Consider the following 19362-nt stretch of genomic DNA (forward strand, 5'->3'; position numbering starts at 1 on the left):
GAGGACGCGAGGTAGTCGTGATCGAGCTGAAGACGCCTGCGGAGATCGACCGCATGCACGTGACCGGGCGGTTCATCGCCGAGGTGCTGACCGAGGTCGGCAAGCTCGCCGACGTCGGCGTCAACCTGATGGACCTGGAGCACCACGTGCGCGGCATGATCAAGCGGCGCGGGGCCGTCTCGTGCTACTGGGACTACGCGCCGTCGTTCGGCGAAGGCCCGTTCCGCAACGTCATCTGCCTGTCGGTCAACGACGCCGTCCTGCACGGCCTGCCGCACGACTACACCCTGCGCGACGGCGACGTGCTCAGCGCGGACATCGCGGTCACCATCGACGGCTGGGCGGCCGACTCGGCGCGCACGGTCATCGTCGGCACTCCCGCCGAGGAGGACCAGCGGATCATCCGGGCCACCGAGGAGGCGCTCGAAGCCGCGATCAAGGCGTCGCGCGCGGGCAACCGGCTCGGCGACATCTCGGCCGCGATCGAGGCGGTCGCCACCGGCTACGGCTACCCGGTCAACACCGAGTTCGGCGGGCACGGCATCGGCCGCACCATGCACGGCGACCCGCACGTGTCCAACCGCGGCAAGGCGGGCCGCGGCATGAAACTCCGCCCGGGACTGACGCTCGCGCTCGAACCGTGGCTCGCGCGCACGACCGACAAGATCGTCTACGACCCCGACGGCTGGACCATCCGCTCCGCCGACGGCTCGCGCACCTCGCACTCGGAGCACACGGTCGCGATCACCGACGGCGACCCGATCGTCCTGACCCGGCGCGAGGAAGAGCTGGCCGGGAAGAACTAGCCCTCGTACGAGGCCGCGAATTCCACCAGAGTCCGCGCCGCGAACCCGGACGCGCCCGGCACGACGTCGTCGTACGTCTTGTCCGCGCGCGCCGGGCCCGCGATGTCCAGATGCGCCCACGGCAGCCCCGCCGTGAACTCCCGCAGGAACAGCGCCGCCATGATGCCGCCCGGTCCGCCGGGAGCCTGCTGGATGTCGCCGAGTTCGCCCTCGATGCCGGCGGCGTAGTCCTCGACCAGCGGCATCCGCCACCACGCCTCGCCCGCGCGGGCGCCCGCCTCGACGATCCGCGCGGCGAGGTCGTCCTCAGTCGCGAAGACGCCGCCGGTGCGCAGGCCGAGCGACACCTTCATCGCGCCGGTCAGCGTGGCCGCGTCGACGATCAGATCCGGTTTGAACTGGGAGATTCCGTACGCGAGCGCGTCGGCCATCACCATCCGGCCCTCGGCGTCGGTGTTGCCGATCTCGGTGGTCTGGCCGCCGTAGTGCCGCACGATGTCGCCGGGCCGGTACGAGCCGCCGGACACGTGGTTCTCCGCCGCGGGCACCAGCGCTGTGACGCGCACCGGCAGTTTCAGCTCCCCGATCGCGCGCATCGCGGCGATCACGGCCGCGCCGCCCGCCATGTCGGTGCGCATCAGGTGCATGCCGTCGGCCGGCTTCAGCGACAGGCCGCCGGTGTCGAAGGTGATTCCCTTGCCCACGAACAGCAGGTGCTTCTTCGCGCCGCGCGGGCGGTACGCCATCTCGATGAGGCGCGGCGGCGAAGCCGAACCGCCACCGACCGCGAGCACTCCGCCGAACCCCTTGTCGGCGAGCCACTTCTCGTCTCGCACTGTCACGTCGACAGTGCTTCCCAGCACCTTCGCCGCAGTGTTCGCCAGCCACGCCGGGTTCTTCACGTTCGACGGCGCGTTCGCGAGATCCCGCGTAAAGGCCGCAGCCGCCGCGAGAACGCGTACGCGCGCCACTGCGTCTGCGTACGCGGGCACGGCGCGTTCGTGAGCGACAACCAGACGTACGGCGGGCACTGGCGGCTTCGGCTCGGTCGTAGTGACCACGAACCGGTAGCCGCCCAGCGACAGGCCAATCGCCAATTCGGCCGTATGTTCCGCTGTTGCCGCTTCAGGCAGTACGACCTGGACTGTCCGGATCGGACGGTTCTCCGCTGCTTCGCGCAACGCGCGCGCCAACGCGGCACCAGTGCGTCGAAAGTCCTTCGGCTCGCCTTCGCCGATCCCCGCGACCCAGCGCGGACCGTCGCCGTTCTCGGGCACTTCGCGCACTTCGGCGGTGCGTCCGCTCGACCCGTACGCTGCGCCTTCCTCCGCTTCGGCCGGCGCGATCAGCACCGCCAGCGGGAGTCCGCGGCGGGTCGCGGCGACGACCTCGAGTTCGGGCAGCTTCGTGGGAACGGGTGGTAGCGAGTTACGCACAGCGAGCAACCTTAGGGCGCAGACGAACCGACCCCGGCCTCCGAACGGAGACCGGGGTGCACAGTGGACAGAGAGGGGAGAGCGCAGGTCAGCCAGTGACCTCCTGCAGCGCAGCGCCGAGGTCCTTCGCTTCCTCCGCGGAGAGTTCGACGACCAGCCGGCCGCCACCCTCCAGTGGCACCCGCATGACGAGGCCCCGCCCCTCCTTGGTCACTTCGAGGGGACCATCTCCGGTCCGGGGCTTCATGGCCGCCATAGCGTGCTCCCTCCGTCTCAACCGGCGCGCCCGGGTCGCGCACTCCCATGCCAGCCGGGTCTCGCCCCCCATTGTCCCTCATCAGCGCCCGGGCGCGAACGCGGACCGATCATTTGCCGCCGCATCGGTGCTGGTATGCCGCCCGCCGGGGGTGCGAGACTCAGTCCCGAGAACCCGAGCCGCCGCTTCAGAGGAGCATTTCGTGACCACATCCGACGTCCTGTTGACCGCCGACGCCGACGGCGTGCGCACGCTGACCCTCAACCGGCCCGAGGCGTACAACTCGCTGACGGTCGAGCTGAAGGAACGCCTGATCGCCGAGCTGAGCGCGGCCGCCGAGGACCCGGACGTCCGCGCGGTCGTGCTGACCGGCACCGGCAAGGCGTTCTGCGCCGGACAGGACCTGAAGGAGCACGTCGGCCTGCTGCAGGCCAACGACCCCGCCCCGCTGCACACGGTGAGCGACCACTACAACCCGATCGTCAAGGCGATCACCGGGATGGCGAAGCCGGTCATCGCGGCGGTGAACGGCACCGCGGCGGGGGCTGGGGCGGCCTTCGCGTATGCCAGTGACCTGCGGATCGCGGCGGAATCGTCGTCGTTCCTGATGGCGTTCGCGAACGTCGGCCTCGGGCCGGACTCGGGCGCGTCGTGGACGCTGCAGAGGTTGATCGGGTACGGGCGGGCGGCTGAGCTGATGTTGATGGCCCGGACGGTGGACTCGGCGGAGGCGTTGCGGATCGGGCTCGTCGGGGAGGTCGTACCGGACGAGGAGCTGGCGGCTCGGGCGCAGAAGGTTGCGGCGAAGCTCGCGGCTGGGCCGACGGTGGCTTACGCGAAGATCAAGGGGGTGCTGGCGGTGGCTGCGGAGTCTTCGCTGGATGAGGCGTTGGCGGCGGAGGACGCGGCGCAGACTGCGTTGGGGGCTACTGCGGATCACACGGAGGCGGTGGAGGCGTTTGTGGGGAAGCGTAAGCCGCGTTTTCAAGGGAAGTAGGCCGGGCGTGGGGCACCCCGAAGCCTGAGTGTGACGACGGTCTGGGGTGGCTTGTCAAGGCGGGAAAGATGCCTTGACAAGCCACCCCAGACCGCGTTTTGGCTTCGTATCGGGGTGCGGGGGTGGTGTGGGTGCCACACTGCTTCGGGTGCATCGGCGGCGGTTGACGGCGGGGCGGGGCTAACGCCCCAATGTGGCATTGGGTGCATCTGACGCAACCAACGCCACATTGGGTGCATGCGACGCACCCAATGCCACATTGGGGCGATCCCGGCGGGCCGGGCGGCCAAGGTCCGTGAAGGACTCCTTGAGGGAATCTAAGTCCGTGAAGGTGGCCCTCACAGACGGCGGTGGTGGCAGCTGGTCGTGAGGGGAACCCTGCGGGAATCAGAGTCCGTGAAGGTGGCCCTCACGGACTACGGTGGTCGCCGAGGGTCGTGAGGGGAACCCTGCGGGAATCAGGGGCTGTGAGGGTTCCCCTCACGGACCGTCAGCGAGTTGCGCGGAAGCAGCCTTTTACGTGGTCGTCGACCATGCCGGTCGCCTGCATCAGGGCGTAGCAGGTGGTCGGGCCCAGGAAGGCGAAGCCGCGTTTCTTCAGGTCTTTCGCCATGGCCTTCGACTCTTCGGTGATCGCGGGGACGTCGGCCATCGTGCGCGGGCGGCGGTGTTTGGCGGGGGCGAAGGACCACAGCAGCTTGTCCAGCGGGACGTCCAGGTCCGCGATCGCGCGCGCGTTCTTCACCGCAGCTTCGATTTTCGCGCGGTTGCGGACGATCCCGGCGTCCTGCATCAGGCGTTCGACGTCCTTCTCTCCGAAGCGCGCGACCTTCTCCGGGGCGAAGCCGCGGAAGGCTTTTCGGAAGTTCTCGCGTTTGCGCAGGATGGTGATCCAGGACAGTCCGGACTGGAACGACTCGAGACACAGCCGTTCGTACAGTTCGGGCTCGCCGTGCAGCGGGACGCCCCACTCCTCGTCGTGGTACACCGCGTAGTCCGGGGCCGAGTTGCCCCAGCTGCAGCGGGCGATTCCGTCTTCGCCCAGCAGTTCCGTCATCGTTCCCCCATTGAATAGTTCTCCGCGAACCTCGCGAACTGGCGCAGCGAATGCCGCACGCCCAGTGCGAACGCCGGGCGCGCCAGTGGCCAGCCCGCGCGGCCTAGCAGGCCGAACGGCAGCTTGAGGTGTTCGGCCCAGACGAAGGTGCAGTGCCCGGCGCCCTTCGACAGCACCTGGAACATCCCAGTCCCCTGCACCAGGCTGCCTAGGTGGCGGACCGTGCAGCGCAGCGGTGGTTCCCAGGCGGTGATCTCCATGGTGTCGGTGAAGCCGATGCCGGCGAACCCGGTGAAGGCGGCGAGCTTCGAGCCGACGCTGCGGCCGTTGCCCTCGACTACCCGCACCGACGTGCCCAGCATCCACTCGCCCTGGCGGGCCCAGTCGGTGAGGGCGAGCCAGGTCGTGCCCGCCGGTGCCGCGACGTCGACCGACAGCACCAGGTCACTCACCCGTCGGCCTCCGGTGCGCCGCCTCGCGCGGCTGCTGCGCGGCCTCGAGCCGGGCGATCCGTTCGCGCAGTTCGTCCAGTTCCGCGCCGGTCCTGCGCAGCACCCAGTCCACTTCGGACATCTTGTAGCCGCGGAACACCAGCTGGAAGCGCACCTGGCGGACGTCCTCGCCCGCGATGTCCTCGGCGGGCAGGCGCGTGGGCGAGCTGCCCGGCGGCAGCGGCGCCAGTTCCTCGCCCCGGCCGAACACCACAGCGGCCAGGAGGAACACCACGGCGGCCACCAGCAGCATGACTACGAGGTAGATCAGCGCGGTCGTCACGCGACGATCGTGGCACACCGTCCCCAGGAACGTCGCGCTAGCACGACAAGTCGGAAGGACAAAACCACCCACGAGACCATCAGCAGCCCGCAGGGTCCGCTGAGGAACAGCCGCGCGGCGTCGACCACTCCGGTCGCTCCGATCAGCAGCAGCACCGAGAACAGGTTGAGGCCCACCGCGATCGCGCCGAGCACGCGGCAGACGCTCGCCGTGCGCACGCCGTCGAAGCGGCGGCTCAGCCACCGGGTGCACAGCAGCGCGAGAAGCCCGACCGCTGGCACGGCGTAGATCCCGGCGTGGGTGAACTGCGTGATGAACAGGTACCAGCTGGGATTCGGCGTGGTCAGCCGGTCCCAGGAGCCGTAGGTCAGCAGGCGCGTCGCCTGCCACGACGCCTGCATCGCCGGCACGCCGAGCACGAGCAGCCACAGCGTCCGCACTCCGTTGTGCGTGCTCAGTTCCGCTTGGTAGTCAGCGGCGATCTCCCGGACCTGTCCGAAATCCGCGATCGCGCGACGTTGCGCTTCCGTCTCGTTCCAGCCGCCCGCGCGGTACGCCTCGGCCGCGTCGCGCAGACCGTCGCGTGCTTCGGCGAGCAGGTCCGCCTTCGTGCCGCGGCGGCCGACCAGCGCGCGGTCCAGTTCGGCCAGGTAGCCGTCGATGGGGCTTCTTGTCATGGCTCCAGTCATGCTTCCAGCACTCCGCCGATCACCGTGGTGAACTCCCGCCACTGCGCCCGTTCCGCGGCCAGTGCCTGCTGCCCGGCGCGAGTGAGCCGGTAGGTGCGGCGCTTGCGGCCGGACACCACGTCCCATTCGCTGGCCAGCCAGCCTGCGCGCTCGAGCCGGCGCAACGCCGGGTACACCGTGCCGGTGGGCAGGTCGAGCGCTCCGTCGCTGCGCAGCGCCAGCGCCTCGATGATCGCGTAGCCGTGCAGCTTGCGGCCGTCCAGCACGGCCAGCAGCAACGCGTCGAGGTGCCCGCGCAACGTATCCGCTTTCATAGGTGGGCAGTCTACTCATCTTGACCTTGGCAGGCTAATCCTCAGACGGCGCGGAACCGTCCGGGAAAAACCCTGAGATCACCCCGATCTCATGGGTTTGCCCACTACATGTAGCCGAACTACGTATAGGCTCTGCGGGCATGGACCCACTGCCGATCGCGAGACTCCAGTTCGCGACCACCACCTCGATCCACTTCCTGTTCGTGTTGCTCACCCTGGGCCTGGTGACCATGGTGGCGATCATGCAGACCCGCGCGACGCTCCGCGGCGGGGAGCAGTTCTCCCGGATGACCGCGTTCTGGGGCCGGTTGTACGTGGTCAACTACGCACTCGGAATCGTCACCGGAATCGTGATGGAATTCCAGTTCGGGATGACCTGGACCGGGCTGTCCGCGTTCGCCGGGGACGTTTTCGGCGCGCCGCTCGCGATCGAGACGCTGGTGGCGTTCTTCCTCGAATCCACGTTCCTCGGGGTGTGGATCTTCGGGCGGGGCCGGATGAACAAATGGCTCCATCTGGCGGTGCTGTGGCTGGTCACGCTCACCGCGTACGCCTCGGCGCTGTTCATCATGGTCGCCAACTCGTTCCTGCAGAACCCGGCGGGTTCGCGGATGGAGAACGGCGTGCTGCGCCTGGACGACTTCGGCGCGTTGTTCGCCAACCCGGCACTGGTCGCGTCGCTGCCGCACGTGCTCGGGGCCGCGCTGTTGACCGGCGGGTTCTTCGTGTCCGGGGTCAGCGCGTACCACTTCCTCAAGCGCACCAGCGAGATCGACTTCTTCCGCCGGTCGATGCGGATCGGCGTCGTGACGTCGCTGGCCGGCAGCGTGCTGGTGATCCAGGCCGGGTTCGCGCAGTTCGCCGAGGTCGCGGGGTACCAGCCGGACAAGTTCGGGGGCAGCGCCGCGGTCGGGCTGCCGCTCGGGATGATGATCATGGTCGGCTTTTTCGCGTTCTTCGCGGCACTGGTCGGCACTCTGCTGTTGTTCCGCGACCTGCTGCTGCGGGCACGGCCGCTGCTTCTGCTGATGGTGCCGGGGATCGCGCTGCCGTTCGTCGCCGCGATCCTGGGCTGGCTGGTCCGCGAGATCGGCCGGCAGCCGTGGCTGGTGCAGGGCAAGCTGCGCACCGCGGACGCGGTCGCCGACATCAGCGGCGGGCAACTCCTCTTCTCGTTCATCGCTTTCACGCTGTTGTTCGTGGTGCTGGCGATCGCTGACTGGGTGCTGCTCGCCCGGATCGCCAAACGCGGCCCGGCCGCGGTGGAAACCGAACTTCCCGTCCTGAGTGGAGTGTGACCCGTGGTGACGATCTGGTGGGGTGTGCTCGGTTTGCTGCTGGGCGGCTACTTCGCGCTGGCCGGCTACGACTACGGCGTCGGGATGCTGCTGCCCACGCTGTCCCGCGACGAGACTGGGCAACGGCGGGTGCTCGCCGCGGTCGGGCCGTTCTTCCTGGCCAACGAGGTGTGGCTGATCGCGGCGGTCGGCGTGTTGTTCGGGGCGTTCCCGCATCTGGAAGGGCGGGTGTTCGCCGGGGCGTACGTGCTGGTCGTGCTGTTGCTGCTGGGGCTCGTCACCTTCACCGCGGCGGTCCAGCTGCGGAGCCGGCATCCGGAGGGCAACCGGCGCGGGTGGACGTTCGCCATTGTCGCGGGAGCGTTGGTCACGGCGGTCTCGTGGGGCTTGTTCCTCGGCAACCTCGTGCGCGGGCTTCCGCTTGATGCGCAAGGCCATCCGGTGGACGACGTTCTGGCGCTCTTCGATCCGTACGCGGTGCTGTGGGGTCTCGGCTTTGTCGCGCTGTTCTGCCTGCAGGGGTTGGTTTTCCTCGCCGTGCGCGGTCCGGCGGAAATCGCTGGGCGGGTACGTCGGCTCGCTCGGTCGTTCCTGATGCCGGTCGGGGTTTTCCTCGTGACCGCAACAGCCTGGGGAGCTTTCTCGGTCTCTGACGCCTCCTGGGCGGCGCTAGCGGTTGTCGCCATTGCGTTCGCGGCTTACCTGACAGTCCTTTTCGGACTTAACCGGCCACGGTTGGCGCTGCCCGCCGCGATGCTTCTGACCGCTAGCCCGGCGCTACTGGTCGGTGTGCTGCGGTTCCCGGTCGTCCTGTCGTCGACCTCGGGCTATCAGCTGACCGTCGAGCAGGCCGCCACCACCCCGGACATGGCGGCGGTCCTCGGCTGGTTCGCGGCACCAGCGCTCCTCGTACTGATCGCCGTGCAGTGGCTGACCTGGCGGGCGCATCGACGTCCGGTCGACGAAAAATCGTTGCTGCACTTCTGAAGGAGTCTCGCCATGCCTGTCCTACCTGGACTCCGCGGCTACCTCGCGGCGCTCGCCGTGCTGGGCGTCGGCATCGCTGTCACTGTGCTCGTCCAGGCGGACGGGCTGGCGACGCTCCTCACCGGCGGCGGCGTCTCGGTCGCGCTGCTCGTCGCCGTCGGTGCGCGGATTCTGCTCACCGCCGCGCAGGGCCTGTTCACCAGTCGCTTCACGGCTTCGGCGCAAGCACGCCTGCGACGCCGGTTGCTCGACGCCACCGACGACCCCGGCGTGACCGCCACTCGAATCACCAAGGGTGTAGACGCCACCGCGACCTACCTCGCGGGCTATCTCCCCGCGATGGTGCTGTCAGCACTCGTGCCAATCGCGGTATTGGCAAGGCTTTTCACCGCAGACCTGACTTCCGCGTTGATCGTCACCGCGACCGTCCCGTTGATCCCGCTCTTCGGCGCACTGATCGGAGCACACACTAAAGCTCGTACACAGTGGACGCTCCTGACCCGACTAGGTGGACACTTCCTCGACGTAGTACGAGGTTTGCCGACGCTCAAACTGTTCGGCCGCGCACAAGCGCAAGCCCGCGTCGTGCGTGAAATGGCCGACGCGCATGCCGACGCCACCATCCGGACACTGAAAGTCGCCTTCTTGTCCGCGCTGGTACTCGAACTCGTCGCCACCCTGTCGATCGCACTCGTCGCCGTACCGATTGGATTCCGGCTGCTGGATGGCTCCATCACCGCGCACACCGCGATGCTGATCCTAGCCCTCGCCCCCGAGGCATACCTACCACTGCGCGCCGCCGGAGCGAAGTTCCACGCCGCCACCGAAGGACTCACCGCATTGAAGGAAATCCTCGCCGCACCAACAGCAGTCCGCCGATCCGGCACGAAGACGCGTCGGCTCGGTCCGCCGGAAGTGGTGTTCGACCGCGTCTCCGTGCACTACGGCGAAACCCGCGCACTGTCCGAAGTAGACCTGACAATCCGCTCCGGCGAACACCTCGCGCTAGTCGGGCCGAGCGGGTCCGGCAAGTCCACCCTTCTCGCAGTACTGCTGGGTTTCGTCGCACCGACGTGCGGCCGGGTGTTAGTGGACGGCGTCGATCTCCAGACCCTCGACCACTCGTCGTGGCTGCGCGACACCGCGTGGCTGCCGCAACGTCCGACGCTCTTCCGGGGAACGCTTATGGAAAACACCGGCGGCCGTCGCGTCGACGACATCGTCACCGACCTCCCCGACGGTTACACGGCACAGGTCGGCGAGCTGGGCGCCGGACTGTCCGCCGGGCAACGACAACGCGTCGGCCTCGCCCGCGCCTTGTCCCGCAGCGACGCCGGACTCGTCCTGCTGGACGAACCCACCGCCCGCCTCGACGCGCGGACGGAAGCGACCGTACTGGCAGGCACGAAAGAACTGCTCCCCGGCCGCACCGCCGTCCTAGTCGCCCACCGACCGGCACTGACCGCGCTCGCGTCGCGCACGGTCGAACTCAACCATGGGGTGACCGTATGAAACTCGCCCGCGCGACCCTGCTCGCCGTCGGTGCCGAACTTGCCGGACTCGGACTGACCGGCACCGCGGCGTGGCTGCTCATGCGCGCCGCCGAACAACCCCCGCTCGCCGCGCTCACCCTCGCGATCGTCGCCGTGCGAGTCTTCGCCTTGGCGCGCGGCGGCCTCCGTTACGCGGAACGCCTTGCCGGACATGACGTTGTCCTCCGCTACCTCGGCGCACTGCGGACCCGGGTGTACCAATCCCTCCTCCCCCGTCGCGTCGCCGAACACTCCGGAGCGGACCTGGTCACCCGCCTGGTGTCCGATGTGGACGCCGTGCAGGACGCCATCCTCCGGCTCGCGCTACCCGCCGTGGTCGCGGGCACCGTCGGTCTAGGCGTGGTGATTTTCGCAGGTCTGGTCAGCCTTCCACTCGCCGGGATCGTCCTCATTGGACTACTCGCCGCGGCAGCGCTGCTGATCAGACGAGGAACAGCCACGTCGCGACAGGAACTAGCCGAACGCACCGTGGAACTCGTCCGCGGCCGCGCCGAATTGATCGCCTACGGCTGGGAACAACGAGAAAAAGACCGCGCCAACGCCGTAGTAGCAGAACTAGCCGCAGACTCCCGTCGCACCGGCGTCCGGCTCGCCCTGCGCACCGCCGCCGGAGTGACCGTGCAATTCGCGACCACCGCCGCGGTCGCGCTGCTCAGCCCGGCGAGCATCCCGGTCACCGCCGCCCTCGCCCTGACCACGATGGCACTGTTCGAACTGGTCCTTCCGCTCATCACGGCCGCCGACCGAATCCCCGAAATCCGGGCGTCGCTGAGCCGCGTACGCGCTGTCCTTGCCGCGCCAGAACCCGCCCCGGAACCCACGCCAGGCCCGGGACACTTCCGGCTGACCAACGTCGGCGTGCACCATCCCGGCCGCCCAGCCGCGCTCGAAGGCGTCGACCTCGACCTGCCGCCCGGCACCCGGCTCGGCATCCTCGGCCCGTCCGGCGCCGGAAAGACGACCCTGCTGCACGTCCTGCTCGGCTTCGTCTCCCCCACGTCCGGCTCGATCACCGTCGACGGCCGTCCGGTCGAAGGGCCGCACCCCGCCGTGATCTCCGGCGCGCTCGCCGACGCACACGTCTTCGCCACGACCGTCCGCGAGAACCTGCTGCTGGCCAGCCCGGAAGCCACCGACGACGACCTGCGCGCCGCCTGCGAAACCGCCGGCTTCGACCTCCCGCTGGACCGGGACACCGGCCAGGACGGCGGCACCCTGTCCGGCGGTCAGCGGCAACGGCTGATCCTCGCCCGCGCCGTACTCGCCGCGCCGCCAGTCCTGGTCCTCGACGAGCCAGTGGAGGGCCTCGATCCCGCGCACGGTGATGAGGTGCTGGCGCGAGTGCTCGCGAAGGCGAAGGGGACGGTGGTGCTGGTGACGCACCGGCCGGAGCAGGTGGCGGGGTTCGAGCGGGTGCTCACGCTGGAGGGGGGTCGTGTGCGGCAATCACGGTTAGAACCGCGATTAGCACTCACGACTCCCGGCTGAGCGGAATCGGCGGGTCCATCGGGTCAAGATGGAACCTGTCGCGCGCGTCGACATACGGCTGCGACTCCGGCGAACCCCGGAAAAGCGCGACGACGACATTGGTGAGCCGGACCCGTCCGCCGCCGAGATGGGTGATCCCCTTCGGCGCGTCGAGGCCGGCCAGCCACTCGGCCTGCACCGGGTCCATCGTGGCGGCGTACGTCCCGGTCCGGCTGGCACGGATTTCGCGGTCGGCCAGGACATCGCCCCAGCGGGCGAGCGAGAGGATCTCGTCGATCGCGAGCCGGATCTCGTCGCTTCCCCCGTAATCCATCGGCGTGTATCCGGCGCGCCGGGCGATTCCGCCGCGCCAGTAGCTGGAATCGTCGCCGGGAACGCTTCGGTACACCGTCTGCCACGCGGGACGCCGGTGGTAAGGATGCGGAGCCAGTTCGGCCCACCCGACCGGCAACCCCTCCCGGCTGCCGTCGTCGGCGTAGATCCGCACGGTCTTGCGGTCCGGCTGCCGGAGAACCAGGCCACGCAGTTTCACCCGGTTCACGGTCCCGGCGTCCAGCTGGTCTCTTGCCACGTCCATCGCCCCCGCGCGTCGAGTCAGATCGGCTCCGGAACGTAGCGCGGGCCGATGACATCCCGATGAAGCCGCGGTCCGATGTGCACGTCACGACGTCACGGCTGCCGGGCGGCCAGCACCTCCCGCATCGGCGGCCGGTCCGCCACCGGCACCTCCGTCACGTCCGGCACCCATTCCCCGGACACCTGCACGAACTGCGTGAACCGCGCCGCCTCCTCGCTCGGCAGCCCGCAGCGGCCCAGCGCGGTGCCGAGGATCTGCCGGGCCATCACGCCGAGCTGCAGCAACGACCGGTTGCGGTGCTTGCGCACGCCGAGGTTGACCTGCGCGAGCCCGTCGAGGCCGTAGCGCTCCTCGGCGTCCAGCAGGAGGCCGATCTCCACGCCGTACCCGCCGGCGAACGGCACCGACTCCAGGAACTCGCGCGTGCCCGCGTACTCGCCGCCGAGCGGCTGCACCAGCTCTCCCAGCGCCGGGCGCAGCGCGGACAGCACCGGCCGCGCCAGCAGCTCGGTGACCCGCCCGCCGCCGGTGCTCTCCAGCCGCAGCGGACGGCGGTAGAAGCCCTTCACCAGGTGCACGCCGTCCTCGGTGAGCAGCGGGCCGAGCAGCGACGGCACGAACGCCGGGTCCGGGTCGACCAGGTCGGAGTCGAGGAACACCACCACGTCGCCGGTCGTCGCGGCGAGCGAACGCCACAGCACCTCGCCCTTGCCCGGACGCGGGGCCAGCTCGGGCACGACGTCCTCGCGGCGCACCACGCGCGCCCCGGCGGCGGCGGCGACCTCGACGGTCGCGTCCGTGGAGCCGGAGTCGACCACCACCAGCTCGTCGACCACGCCGCCGAGCAGCGGGCGCACCGACGCGACCACGGCGCCGACCGATTCCTCCTCGTCGAGAGCCGGCAGCACGACCGACACGGTCCGGCCGCGTTTGGCGGCGAGGATGTCCGCGACGCTCCACCCCGGCTCCTGCCAGGTGCGACGGTGAAACCAGCTCATGGAGGCGATCGTGCCATGCTGGAACCGGTGCCCGATCCTCCGGAGGGAGAACCCTTGCTGCCGCTGCTCGTCCGTTTCGTGCTCGGACCGCTGGTCCGCGCGCTCTACCGGCCCCGGGTCGAGGGAGTGGAGAACATTCCCGGGGACGGCCCGGTCCTGCTCGCCTCGAACCACCGGGCGGCGCTGGACACCGGTGTGATCACGTTCACCACCCCGCGGCAGGTCCGGTTCCTCGGCAAAGCCGAGTACTTCACCGGGAAGGGGCTCAAGGGCCGGTTCATCGCGAAGTCGCTCGACGCGCTCGGCTACGTCCCGGTCGAACGCGGCAACGCCCAAGCCGGGCTCGCCGCGCTCGAAGCGGGCCGCAAGGTGCTCACCGAGGGCGGCGTGTTCGCGATCTATCCGGAGGGCACCCGCTCGCTCGACGGACGGCTGCACCGCGGGCACACCGGCGTCGCCGCGCTCGCGCTGTCCACCGGGGCGAAGGTGGTCCCGGTGGCGTTGTTCGGCACCGAGGGCATCCAGCCGAACGGCGCGCGAATCCCGCGGCTCGCCAAGATCAAGGTCCGGTTCGGCGAACCGCTGGACTTCTCGCGCTACGAGGGCCAGGACTCGTCCTCGGCGATCCGCCGGTCGGTGACCGACGAGATCATGTACGCGATTCTGGAGCTGTCCGGACAGGAATACGTCGACACCTATCACAAACGGCCGGACGAAAAAGTGTCGTGACGCGTTATCCGATCGAACGGCTCAGGATGTCCACCAGCTTGTCCGCGTCGGCGGCGACGCTGATCAGCTCCCGGGTGTCTGGACGCAGGAACCCCTTGTCCACCATCTGATCGGCGAACGCCACGAGCGGCGAGTAATACCCGGCTACGTCGAGCAGCCCGATCGGCTTGCGGTGAATGCCGAGGTGCGCCCACGTCCACACCTCGAACATTTCCTCGAGAGTGCCGATCCCACCGGGCAACGTGATGAACGCATCCGAAAGCGCGGCCATTTTCGCTTTGCGCTGGTGCATGTCGGCCACGACGTGCAATTCGGTGAGCCCGCCGTGTGCGATTTCCACATTGGACAGCACTTCCGGGATCACGCCGATCACCTCGCCGCCCGCGGCGATCGCGGCGTCGGCCACCACGCCCATGGTGCCGACGCTCGCGCCGCCGTAGACGAGCCCGATCCCCCGCTGCGCCAACAGCTTTCCGACGCTGGCCGCCGCCTCCGCGTACTCCGGCGAAAAGCCCTGCGCCGAACCGCAGAACACACAAATCCGCATCAGTGCGTGTCCTCCCAAGCCTGATAAGACTCCTGCACGACCCGCACCGCGTCGTCGATGTCGTCGGTCAAGTGCAGCAGCTGAAGATCCTTCTCGCCGATTTTCCCGCCCTCGAGCACCGATTTCGCGATCCAGTCGTACAGCCCGCCCCAGTATTCGGTGCCGAACAGCACCACCGGGAACTTCGTGACCTTCTTCGTCTGCACCAGGGTGAGCGCCTCGAACAGTTCGTCGAGCGTGCCGAATCCGCCGGGAAGGCAGATGAACGCCTGCGAGTACTTGACGAACATGGTCTTGCGCGCGAAGAAATACCGGAAGTTCACGCCGAGGTCGACCCACGGGTTCAGGCCCTGTTCGAACGGCAGCTCGATGCCGAGCCCGACGGAGAACCCGCCGGCCTCGTTCGCGCCGCGGTTCACCGCCTCCATCGCGCCGGGGCCGCCGCCGGTCATCACCGCGAACCCGGCCTCGGCCAGCGCGGCGCCGATCTTGCGGCCCAGCTCGTACTCCGGGTTGTCGCGTTTGGTGCGCGCCGAACCGAACACGGTCACCGCGCGCGGAACCTCGGCCAGCGCGCCGAATCCCTCGACGAACTCGGCCTGGATGCGCAGCACGCGCCACGGGTCGGTGTGCACCCAGTCGCTCGGGCCCCGCGAATCGAGCAGCCGCTGATCGGTCGTGCTGCCCTGATCGCGCCGATCGCGCCGGAGCACCACCGGGCCCTTGTGCCGCTCCACCGGGCGTTCGGGGTACTGGCCGTCGGGAAACTCAGACTGTTCGCTCACCAGCCAAGCCTACGGGCCGATCGGCCCCGCCGGGCGCCCGCGTCGGCACCAGAGCGTGACGGGTCGGTTGCCCGCGGCTGAACGCGGGAAAGCGGACCACCAGCGGGTTCCGGTCCTCCTACCAATGGCCGGTTGTCAGCAACTACCTACGAAAGTCGCCCGGCCCGTCCCGAATCGGCGTTTTCCCTGCTACGGGGCCACTTGCGAGGAATAGTCCTGATCGACCCCGGGGTCCCGCTGGTCCGTTCAGCGCATTGACCACCCCCGTGAGCGCTCTTTTACTCACGGTGTCCGCGGCCTGATCAGCCCAGCTCAACGCGTTGCGCTTTTCCCCATCGTGTACCCCGAAAGGACTGTCGATGACGTCCAGAAGAGGGCTCGCCACCGGCATCGCAAGTGTCGCCGGTCTCGCCCTTTCCCTGCTCGCGCTGCCGGTGACCCCGGCATCCGCGGCCCCCGCCCAACCCTCCGCAGACCCGCAGGCCACCGCGATCGCGGCCGCCGACCGGGCCGCCGCCGCAGGCACTGCCGGGCTTCGCAAGAGCTCGGCCGAGAGCCTGCACCGCGTCAGCACCACCCTGGGCGACGCCGGGCTGTATTACAACTCCTACGAGCGCACCTACGACGGCCTCCGGGTCGTCGGCGGGGATGCGGTGATCGTCGCCGACGGAACGGGCCGCGTGCGCGGCACCGACTCCGCGGAAGGCGCGGCGATCACCGTGGGCACCACGCCTGCTGTCGACTCGGCGCGCGCGGCTTCGGTCGCCCGCGGCCAGCTGCCGACGGTGAGCAAGGTGAGCAAGCCTGATCTGGTCGTTCTCGGTGGCGCACAGCCGAAACTGGCCTACGAGGTCGTCGTCGCGGGCCGTACCGCGAAGGCACCGAGCAACCTGCACGTCTTCGTCGACGCCGCCACCGGCAAGGTGCTCGACCAGCGCGACGACGTGAAGGCCGAGAACCCGGCCAAGACCGGCACGACCGCCGCGGCCCCCGCCGTGGCGGGCAGCGGCAACAGCTACTACGTCGGCCAGGTCAGCATCGACACCACCGGTTCCGGCAGCTCGTACTCGATGCGCGACCCGAACCGGTCGGGCATCAGCTGCGGCCGCGAGAACGGCTCGGTGTTCACGAAGTCCAGCAACACCTGGGGCAACGGCTCCGGCACGGACCTCGAAACCGGCTGCGTCGACACGCTCTACAGCGTGCAGACCGAGTGGAACATGCTGAAGGACTGGCTGGGCCGCAACGGCATCGACGGCAACGGCCGCGGGTTCCCGGCGTCGGTCGGCCTGAACGACGTCAACGCGTACTGGGACGGCTCGTCCACGCACTTCGGCCACTCTCAGGACAACCAGCGCCAGGCGACCTCGATGGACGTCGTGGGCCACGAGTTCGGCCACGGCATCTTCCAGAACACGCCGGGCGGCGCGGGTTCGGGCAACGAGAACGGCGGGCTCAACGAGTCCACCGGCGACATCTTCGGCGCGCTGACCGAGTTCTACGCGAACAACGCGAAGGACAAGCCGGACTACGAGGTCGGCGAGGGCGTCAACCTGGTCGGCCAGGGCCCGATCCGCTACATGTACAACCCGAACCGGATCGGCGACCCGAACTGCTACTCGTCGTCGATCCCGAACACCGAGGTGCACGCCGCCGCGGGCCCGCAGAACCACTGGTTCTACCTGCTCGCCGAGGGCAGCTCGCCGTCGAACGGCCAGCCGACCAGCCCGACCTGCAACAACAGCAGCGTCACCGGCATCGGGATCCAGAAGGCAGGCAAGATCTTCTACAACGGCCTGCTGCACAAGACCTCGTCCTGGAACCACAAGGCGGCTCGCAAGGCCACCCTGCAGGCGGCGGTCGACCTGTTCCCGGGCAGCTGCGTCGAGTACAAGGCGACCAAGGCGGCGTGGGACGGCGTTTCGGTCGGCGCGGTCTCCGGTGAGGCCACCTGCGACAGCGAACCGCCGAAGGACAACGACTTCTCCGTCGAACTGTCCCCGACGACCGCGACGGTCGAACCGGGCAGCTCGGCCAAGTCCACGGTGACCACCAAGATCACCAACGGCAACGCGCAGCAGGTCAAGCTGACCGCGAGCGGCCTGCCCTCGGGCGCGACCGCGACGTTCGCCCCGGACACCATCCAGTCCGGAGCCACCGCGACCGTCACCATCGCCACGACGGCCACCACGCCCAAGGGCACCAGCAAGGTGACGATCACCGCGACCGGCGCGAACGCCACGCACACGTCGGACTTCACGCTCGTCGTGGGCAGCGGCACCCCGCCGGGCTGCGGCGGCATCGCGGCGTGGGACTCGAACACGTTCTACGGTCCGGGCGACGTGGTCTCGTACAACAACCACAAGTGGACCTCGACGTGGTACTCCGTCGGCGCTGAGCCGGGCGCGCCCGGTTCCTGGGCCGTCTGGACCGACAACGGGGCCTGCTGACACGGTAAGCACTCCCCAGTTTTGACCTGAACCAGCCGGGCACGGCGCCTCGTGCCCGGCTGGTTCGCGTTCCGCCCCGGTACTTGTCCAGACCACCTGCCGTAAATTTGTCTAGACCATACGATCGGGGGTAGGCACCTCCCGCCCCGGCCGCTTACCGTTGCGGCAACACCGTTATCGGGGACGGGAGCCGTGATGTTCGGATCGAAATCGCGCTGGTTCGGGACCGCCGTCGCGGCCCTGCTCGCACTACCGCTCGCGGGAGTCGCTCCCGCCTCAGCGGCCGCCGCACCGCGATCGGACACCTGCGCGGTGAAGCCGAGACCATCCGGCCCGGTGCTGCAGGGCTACTGGGAAAACTGGGACGGCGCCGCGAACGGCGTCCACCCCGGCATGGGCTGGGTCCCGATCAACGATTCCCGCATCGCCGCACACGGGTACAACGTCATCAACGCCGCGTTCCCGGTGATCCTTTCCGACGGCACCGTGCAGTGGGAAGACGGCATGGACGCCACGGTCAAGGTCTCCACGCCCGCCGAAATGTGCGCGGCCAAGGACGCCGGAGCCACGATCCTGATGTCGATCGGCGGCGCGGCGGCGGGCATCGACCTGTCGTCCAGCTCGGTCGCCGACAAATTCGTGAGCACCATCGTGCCGATCCTGAAGAAGTACAATTTCGACGGAATCGACATCGACATCGAGACCGGCCTTTCCAGCAGCGGCGACATCAAGACGCTTTCGGCGTCGCAGCAAAACCTGGAACGCATCATCGACGGCGTGCTTTCCCAAATGCCAGCCGGCTTCGGCCTGACCATGGCCCCGGAAACCGCCTACGTCACCGGCGGTTCGATCACCTACGGCTCGATCTGGGGCGCATACCTGCCGATCATCAAGAAGTACGCGGACAACGGCCGCCTGTGGTGGCTGAACATGCAGTACTACAACGGTTCCATGTACGGCTGCTCCGGCGACAGCTACCAGGCCGGGACCGTGCAAGGATTCACCGTGCAGACGCAGTGCCTGGACAAGGGCCTCACCGTGCAGGGCACGACCATCCGCGTCCCGCTGGACAAGCAGGTCCCCGGTCTCCCCGCACAACCCGGAGCCGGCGGCGGGTACATGAGCCCCGGCCTGGTTTCGCAGGCCTACCAGAGCGTCCCCGGAGTCAAGGGCCTGATGACCTGGTCCCTCAACTGGGACGGCTCCAAGGGCTGGTCCTTCGGCAACAACGTGAAGTCGCTGCAAGGCCGCTAGACCGCTGTGGGCCGGGGTGCTTGCGCGCGGCGCCGCCCCGGCCTCAGCTCAGCCACCGGTCCGTGAAGGACTCCTTGAGGGAATCTGATTCCCTCAAGGAGTCCTTCACGACCGGAGATTCCAATGCCAGGGCTTAAGGCGGCGTTGCGGGTGAGACTGAGGCGCGCCCGCCCAGGCCGACCGTTGGCTTGCGCCGGGCCGACGCGGGCGGCGAGAGCTGAGCGTGAGGTCTGTGAGGGGCACCCTGGGGGAATCAGATTCCCCCAGGGTGCCCCTCACAGACCTGAAGAACCCAGGCATACCGGCAACAATCAGGCATTTCGCCGACTCGGGCGTCCTTTGTGGACAGTCACAGGCTGAGCCACCC

At 68.9% G+C, this 19362-nt stretch carries 20 protein-coding genes; 9 read left to right on the top strand and 11 right to left on the bottom strand.

Features of this window, described 5'->3' with window-relative positions:
• Positions 1–17 precede the first annotated feature (17 nt).
• On the top strand, positions 18–806 hold the full coding sequence (map, locus tag ACFSVL_RS03670) for a type I methionyl aminopeptidase (RefSeq protein WP_378300447.1): 789 nt from the start codon (positions 18–20) through the stop codon (positions 804–806).
• Here the strand turns inward: map and ACFSVL_RS03675 are convergent.
• Together ACFSVL_RS03675 and ACFSVL_RS03680 are read right to left on the bottom strand one after the other, a co-directional pair.
• A complete protein-coding gene (locus ACFSVL_RS03675; protein ID WP_378300449.1) occupies positions 803–2242 on the bottom strand; it encodes a leucyl aminopeptidase family protein in 1440 nt (479 codons plus the stop codon). The genes map and ACFSVL_RS03675 overlap by 4 nt on opposite strands.
• Positions 2243–2330: 88 nt before the next feature.
• Positions 2331–2498: a DUF3117 domain-containing protein gene (locus tag ACFSVL_RS03680; RefSeq protein WP_005155393.1), complete on the bottom strand. Its 168-nt coding sequence runs from the start codon at positions 2496–2498 to the stop codon at positions 2331–2333.
• A gap of 202 nt (positions 2499–2700) precedes the next feature.
• On the opposite strand from ACFSVL_RS03680, the gene ACFSVL_RS03685 reads away from it, so the two are divergent.
• Entirely contained in the window at positions 2701–3495 is a 795-nt protein-coding gene (locus tag ACFSVL_RS03685) for an enoyl-CoA hydratase-related protein (RefSeq protein WP_378300451.1), read from the top strand.
• A gap of 490 nt (positions 3496–3985) precedes the next feature.
• Here ACFSVL_RS03685 and ACFSVL_RS03690 read toward each other — a convergent pair whose 3' ends face one another.
• Genes ACFSVL_RS03690 through ACFSVL_RS03710 form a run of 5 tightly spaced genes read right to left on the bottom strand, consistent with a single transcriptional unit; the run spans position 3986 to position 6329 of the window.
• A complete protein-coding gene (locus ACFSVL_RS03690) occupies positions 3986–4552 on the bottom strand; it encodes a DNA-3-methyladenine glycosylase I (RefSeq protein ID WP_378300453.1) in 567 nt (188 codons plus the stop codon).
• On the bottom strand, positions 4549–5004 hold the full coding sequence (locus ACFSVL_RS03695; protein ID WP_378300455.1) for an SRPBCC family protein: 456 nt from the start codon (positions 5002–5004) through the stop codon (positions 4549–4551). Before ACFSVL_RS03695 ends, ACFSVL_RS03690 begins: the two co-directional genes overlap by 4 nt.
• Positions 4997–5326 (bottom strand): DivIVA domain-containing protein, encoded by a 330-nt coding sequence (locus ACFSVL_RS03700; protein WP_378300457.1) that lies wholly within the window; start codon positions 5324–5326, stop codon positions 4997–4999. The genes ACFSVL_RS03695 and ACFSVL_RS03700 overlap by 8 nt, the downstream gene beginning before the upstream one ends.
• The gene (locus ACFSVL_RS03705; RefSeq protein ID WP_378300458.1) at positions 5323–6003 is read right to left on the bottom strand and encodes a permease prefix domain 1-containing protein; all 681 of its coding nucleotides are present in this window, start codon (positions 6001–6003) and stop codon (positions 5323–5325) included. The genes ACFSVL_RS03700 and ACFSVL_RS03705 overlap by 4 nt, the downstream gene beginning before the upstream one ends.
• A gap of 8 nt (positions 6004–6011) precedes the next feature.
• Positions 6012–6329 (bottom strand): helix-turn-helix transcriptional regulator, encoded by a 318-nt coding sequence (locus ACFSVL_RS03710; RefSeq protein WP_378300460.1) that lies wholly within the window; start codon positions 6327–6329, stop codon positions 6012–6014.
• A gap of 140 nt (positions 6330–6469) precedes the next feature.
• Here ACFSVL_RS03710 and ACFSVL_RS03715 point away from each other — a divergent pair, with 140 nt between their 5' ends.
• Genes ACFSVL_RS03715 through cydC form a run of 4 tightly spaced genes read left to right on the top strand, consistent with a single transcriptional unit; the run spans position 6470 to position 11655 of the window.
• On the top strand, positions 6470–7627 hold the full coding sequence (locus ACFSVL_RS03715) for a cytochrome ubiquinol oxidase subunit I (RefSeq protein WP_378300462.1): 1158 nt from the start codon (positions 6470–6472) through the stop codon (positions 7625–7627).
• A 3-nt stretch (positions 7628–7630) separates the two neighbouring features.
• A complete protein-coding gene (gene cydB, locus ACFSVL_RS03720) occupies positions 7631–8614 on the top strand; it encodes a cytochrome d ubiquinol oxidase subunit II (RefSeq protein WP_378300464.1) in 984 nt (327 codons plus the stop codon).
• A 12-nt stretch (positions 8615–8626) separates the two neighbouring features.
• Positions 8627–10126 carry an ABC transporter ATP-binding protein/permease gene (locus ACFSVL_RS03725; RefSeq protein ID WP_378300466.1) on the top strand — a complete coding sequence of 500 codons (1500 nt, stop codon included), beginning with the start codon at positions 8627–8629 and terminating at the stop codon, positions 10124–10126.
• Positions 10123–11655 (top strand): thiol reductant ABC exporter subunit CydC, encoded by a 1533-nt coding sequence (gene cydC / locus ACFSVL_RS03730; RefSeq protein WP_378300468.1) that lies wholly within the window; start codon positions 10123–10125, stop codon positions 11653–11655. The genes ACFSVL_RS03725 and cydC overlap by 4 nt, the downstream gene beginning before the upstream one ends.
• On the opposite strand, the gene ACFSVL_RS03735 is transcribed toward cydC, so the two are convergent.
• Together ACFSVL_RS03735 and ACFSVL_RS03740 are read right to left on the bottom strand one after the other, a co-directional pair.
• Entirely contained in the window at positions 11639–12226 is a 588-nt protein-coding gene (locus tag ACFSVL_RS03735; protein ID WP_378300470.1) for a hypothetical protein, read from the bottom strand. The genes cydC and ACFSVL_RS03735 overlap by 17 nt on opposite strands.
• A 98-nt stretch (positions 12227–12324) precedes the next feature.
• Positions 12325–13230, bottom strand: a complete 906-nt coding sequence (locus ACFSVL_RS03740; RefSeq protein ID WP_378300472.1) for a glucosyl-3-phosphoglycerate synthase — start codon at positions 13228–13230, stop codon at positions 12325–12327.
• Positions 13231–13284: 54 nt separating this feature from the next.
• On the opposite strand from ACFSVL_RS03740, the gene ACFSVL_RS03745 reads away from it, so the two are divergent.
• The gene (locus ACFSVL_RS03745; protein ID WP_378301947.1) at positions 13285–13959 is read left to right on the top strand and encodes a lysophospholipid acyltransferase family protein; all 675 of its coding nucleotides are present in this window, start codon (positions 13285–13287) and stop codon (positions 13957–13959) included.
• Positions 13960–13963: 4 nt separating this feature from the next.
• Here ACFSVL_RS03745 and ACFSVL_RS03750 read toward each other — a convergent pair whose 3' ends face one another.
• Both ACFSVL_RS03750 and ACFSVL_RS03755 read right to left on the bottom strand, forming a co-directional pair.
• Complete coding sequence (locus ACFSVL_RS03750) at positions 13964–14506, bottom strand: LOG family protein (protein WP_378300474.1); 543 nt, start codon at positions 14504–14506, stop codon at positions 13964–13966.
• A complete protein-coding gene (locus ACFSVL_RS03755; protein WP_378300475.1) occupies positions 14506–15291 on the bottom strand; it encodes an LOG family protein in 786 nt (261 codons plus the stop codon). The genes ACFSVL_RS03750 and ACFSVL_RS03755 overlap by 1 nt, the downstream gene beginning before the upstream one ends.
• A 359-nt stretch (positions 15292–15650) precedes the next feature.
• Here ACFSVL_RS03755 and ACFSVL_RS03760 point away from each other — a divergent pair, with 359 nt between their 5' ends.
• Positions 15651–17741, top strand: a complete 2091-nt coding sequence (locus ACFSVL_RS03760) for a M4 family metallopeptidase (RefSeq protein ID WP_378300476.1) — start codon at positions 15651–15653, stop codon at positions 17739–17741.
• Positions 17742–17936: 195 nt separating this feature from the next.
• Complete coding sequence (locus ACFSVL_RS03765; RefSeq protein ID WP_378300478.1) at positions 17937–18995, top strand: chitinase; 1059 nt, start codon at positions 17937–17939, stop codon at positions 18993–18995.
• Positions 18996–19362 lie beyond the last annotated feature (367 nt).

Origin of the sequence: Amycolatopsis silviterrae, from assembly GCF_042684085.1 — a bacterium.
GTDB lineage: Bacteria > Actinomycetota > Actinomycetes > Mycobacteriales > Pseudonocardiaceae > Amycolatopsis > Amycolatopsis silviterrae.

Excerpts from the sequence above, each read along its gene's own strand:
- ACFSVL_RS03680 (WP_005155393.1), bottom strand. The coding sequence starts at position 2,498 with ATGGCGGCCATGAAGCCCCGGACCGGAGATGGTCCCCTCGAAGTGACC.
- ACFSVL_RS03690 (WP_378300453.1), bottom strand. The coding sequence starts at position 4,552 with ATGACGGAACTGCTGGGCGAAGACGGAATCGCCCGCTGCAGCTGGGGC.
- ACFSVL_RS03705 (WP_378300458.1), bottom strand. The coding sequence starts at position 6,003 with ATGACAAGAAGCCCCATCGACGGCTACCTGGCCGAACTGGACCGCGCG.
- ACFSVL_RS03710 (WP_378300460.1), bottom strand. The coding sequence starts at position 6,329 with ATGAAAGCGGATACGTTGCGCGGGCACCTCGACGCGTTGCTGCTGGCC.
- ACFSVL_RS03715 (WP_378300462.1), top strand. The coding sequence starts at position 6,470 with ATGGACCCACTGCCGATCGCGAGACTCCAGTTCGCGACCACCACCTCG.
- ACFSVL_RS03725 (WP_378300466.1), top strand. The coding sequence starts at position 8,627 with ATGCCTGTCCTACCTGGACTCCGCGGCTACCTCGCGGCGCTCGCCGTG.
- cydC (WP_378300468.1), top strand. The coding sequence starts at position 10,123 with ATGAAACTCGCCCGCGCGACCCTGCTCGCCGTCGGTGCCGAACTTGCC.
- ACFSVL_RS03740 (WP_378300472.1), bottom strand. The coding sequence starts at position 13,230 with ATGAGCTGGTTTCACCGTCGCACCTGGCAGGAGCCGGGGTGGAGCGTC.
- ACFSVL_RS03750 (WP_378300474.1), bottom strand. The coding sequence starts at position 14,506 with ATGCGGATTTGTGTGTTCTGCGGTTCGGCGCAGGGCTTTTCGCCGGAG.
- ACFSVL_RS03760 (WP_378300476.1), top strand. The coding sequence starts at position 15,651 with ATGACGTCCAGAAGAGGGCTCGCCACCGGCATCGCAAGTGTCGCCGGT.
- ACFSVL_RS03765 (WP_378300478.1), top strand. The coding sequence starts at position 17,937 with ATGTTCGGATCGAAATCGCGCTGGTTCGGGACCGCCGTCGCGGCCCTG.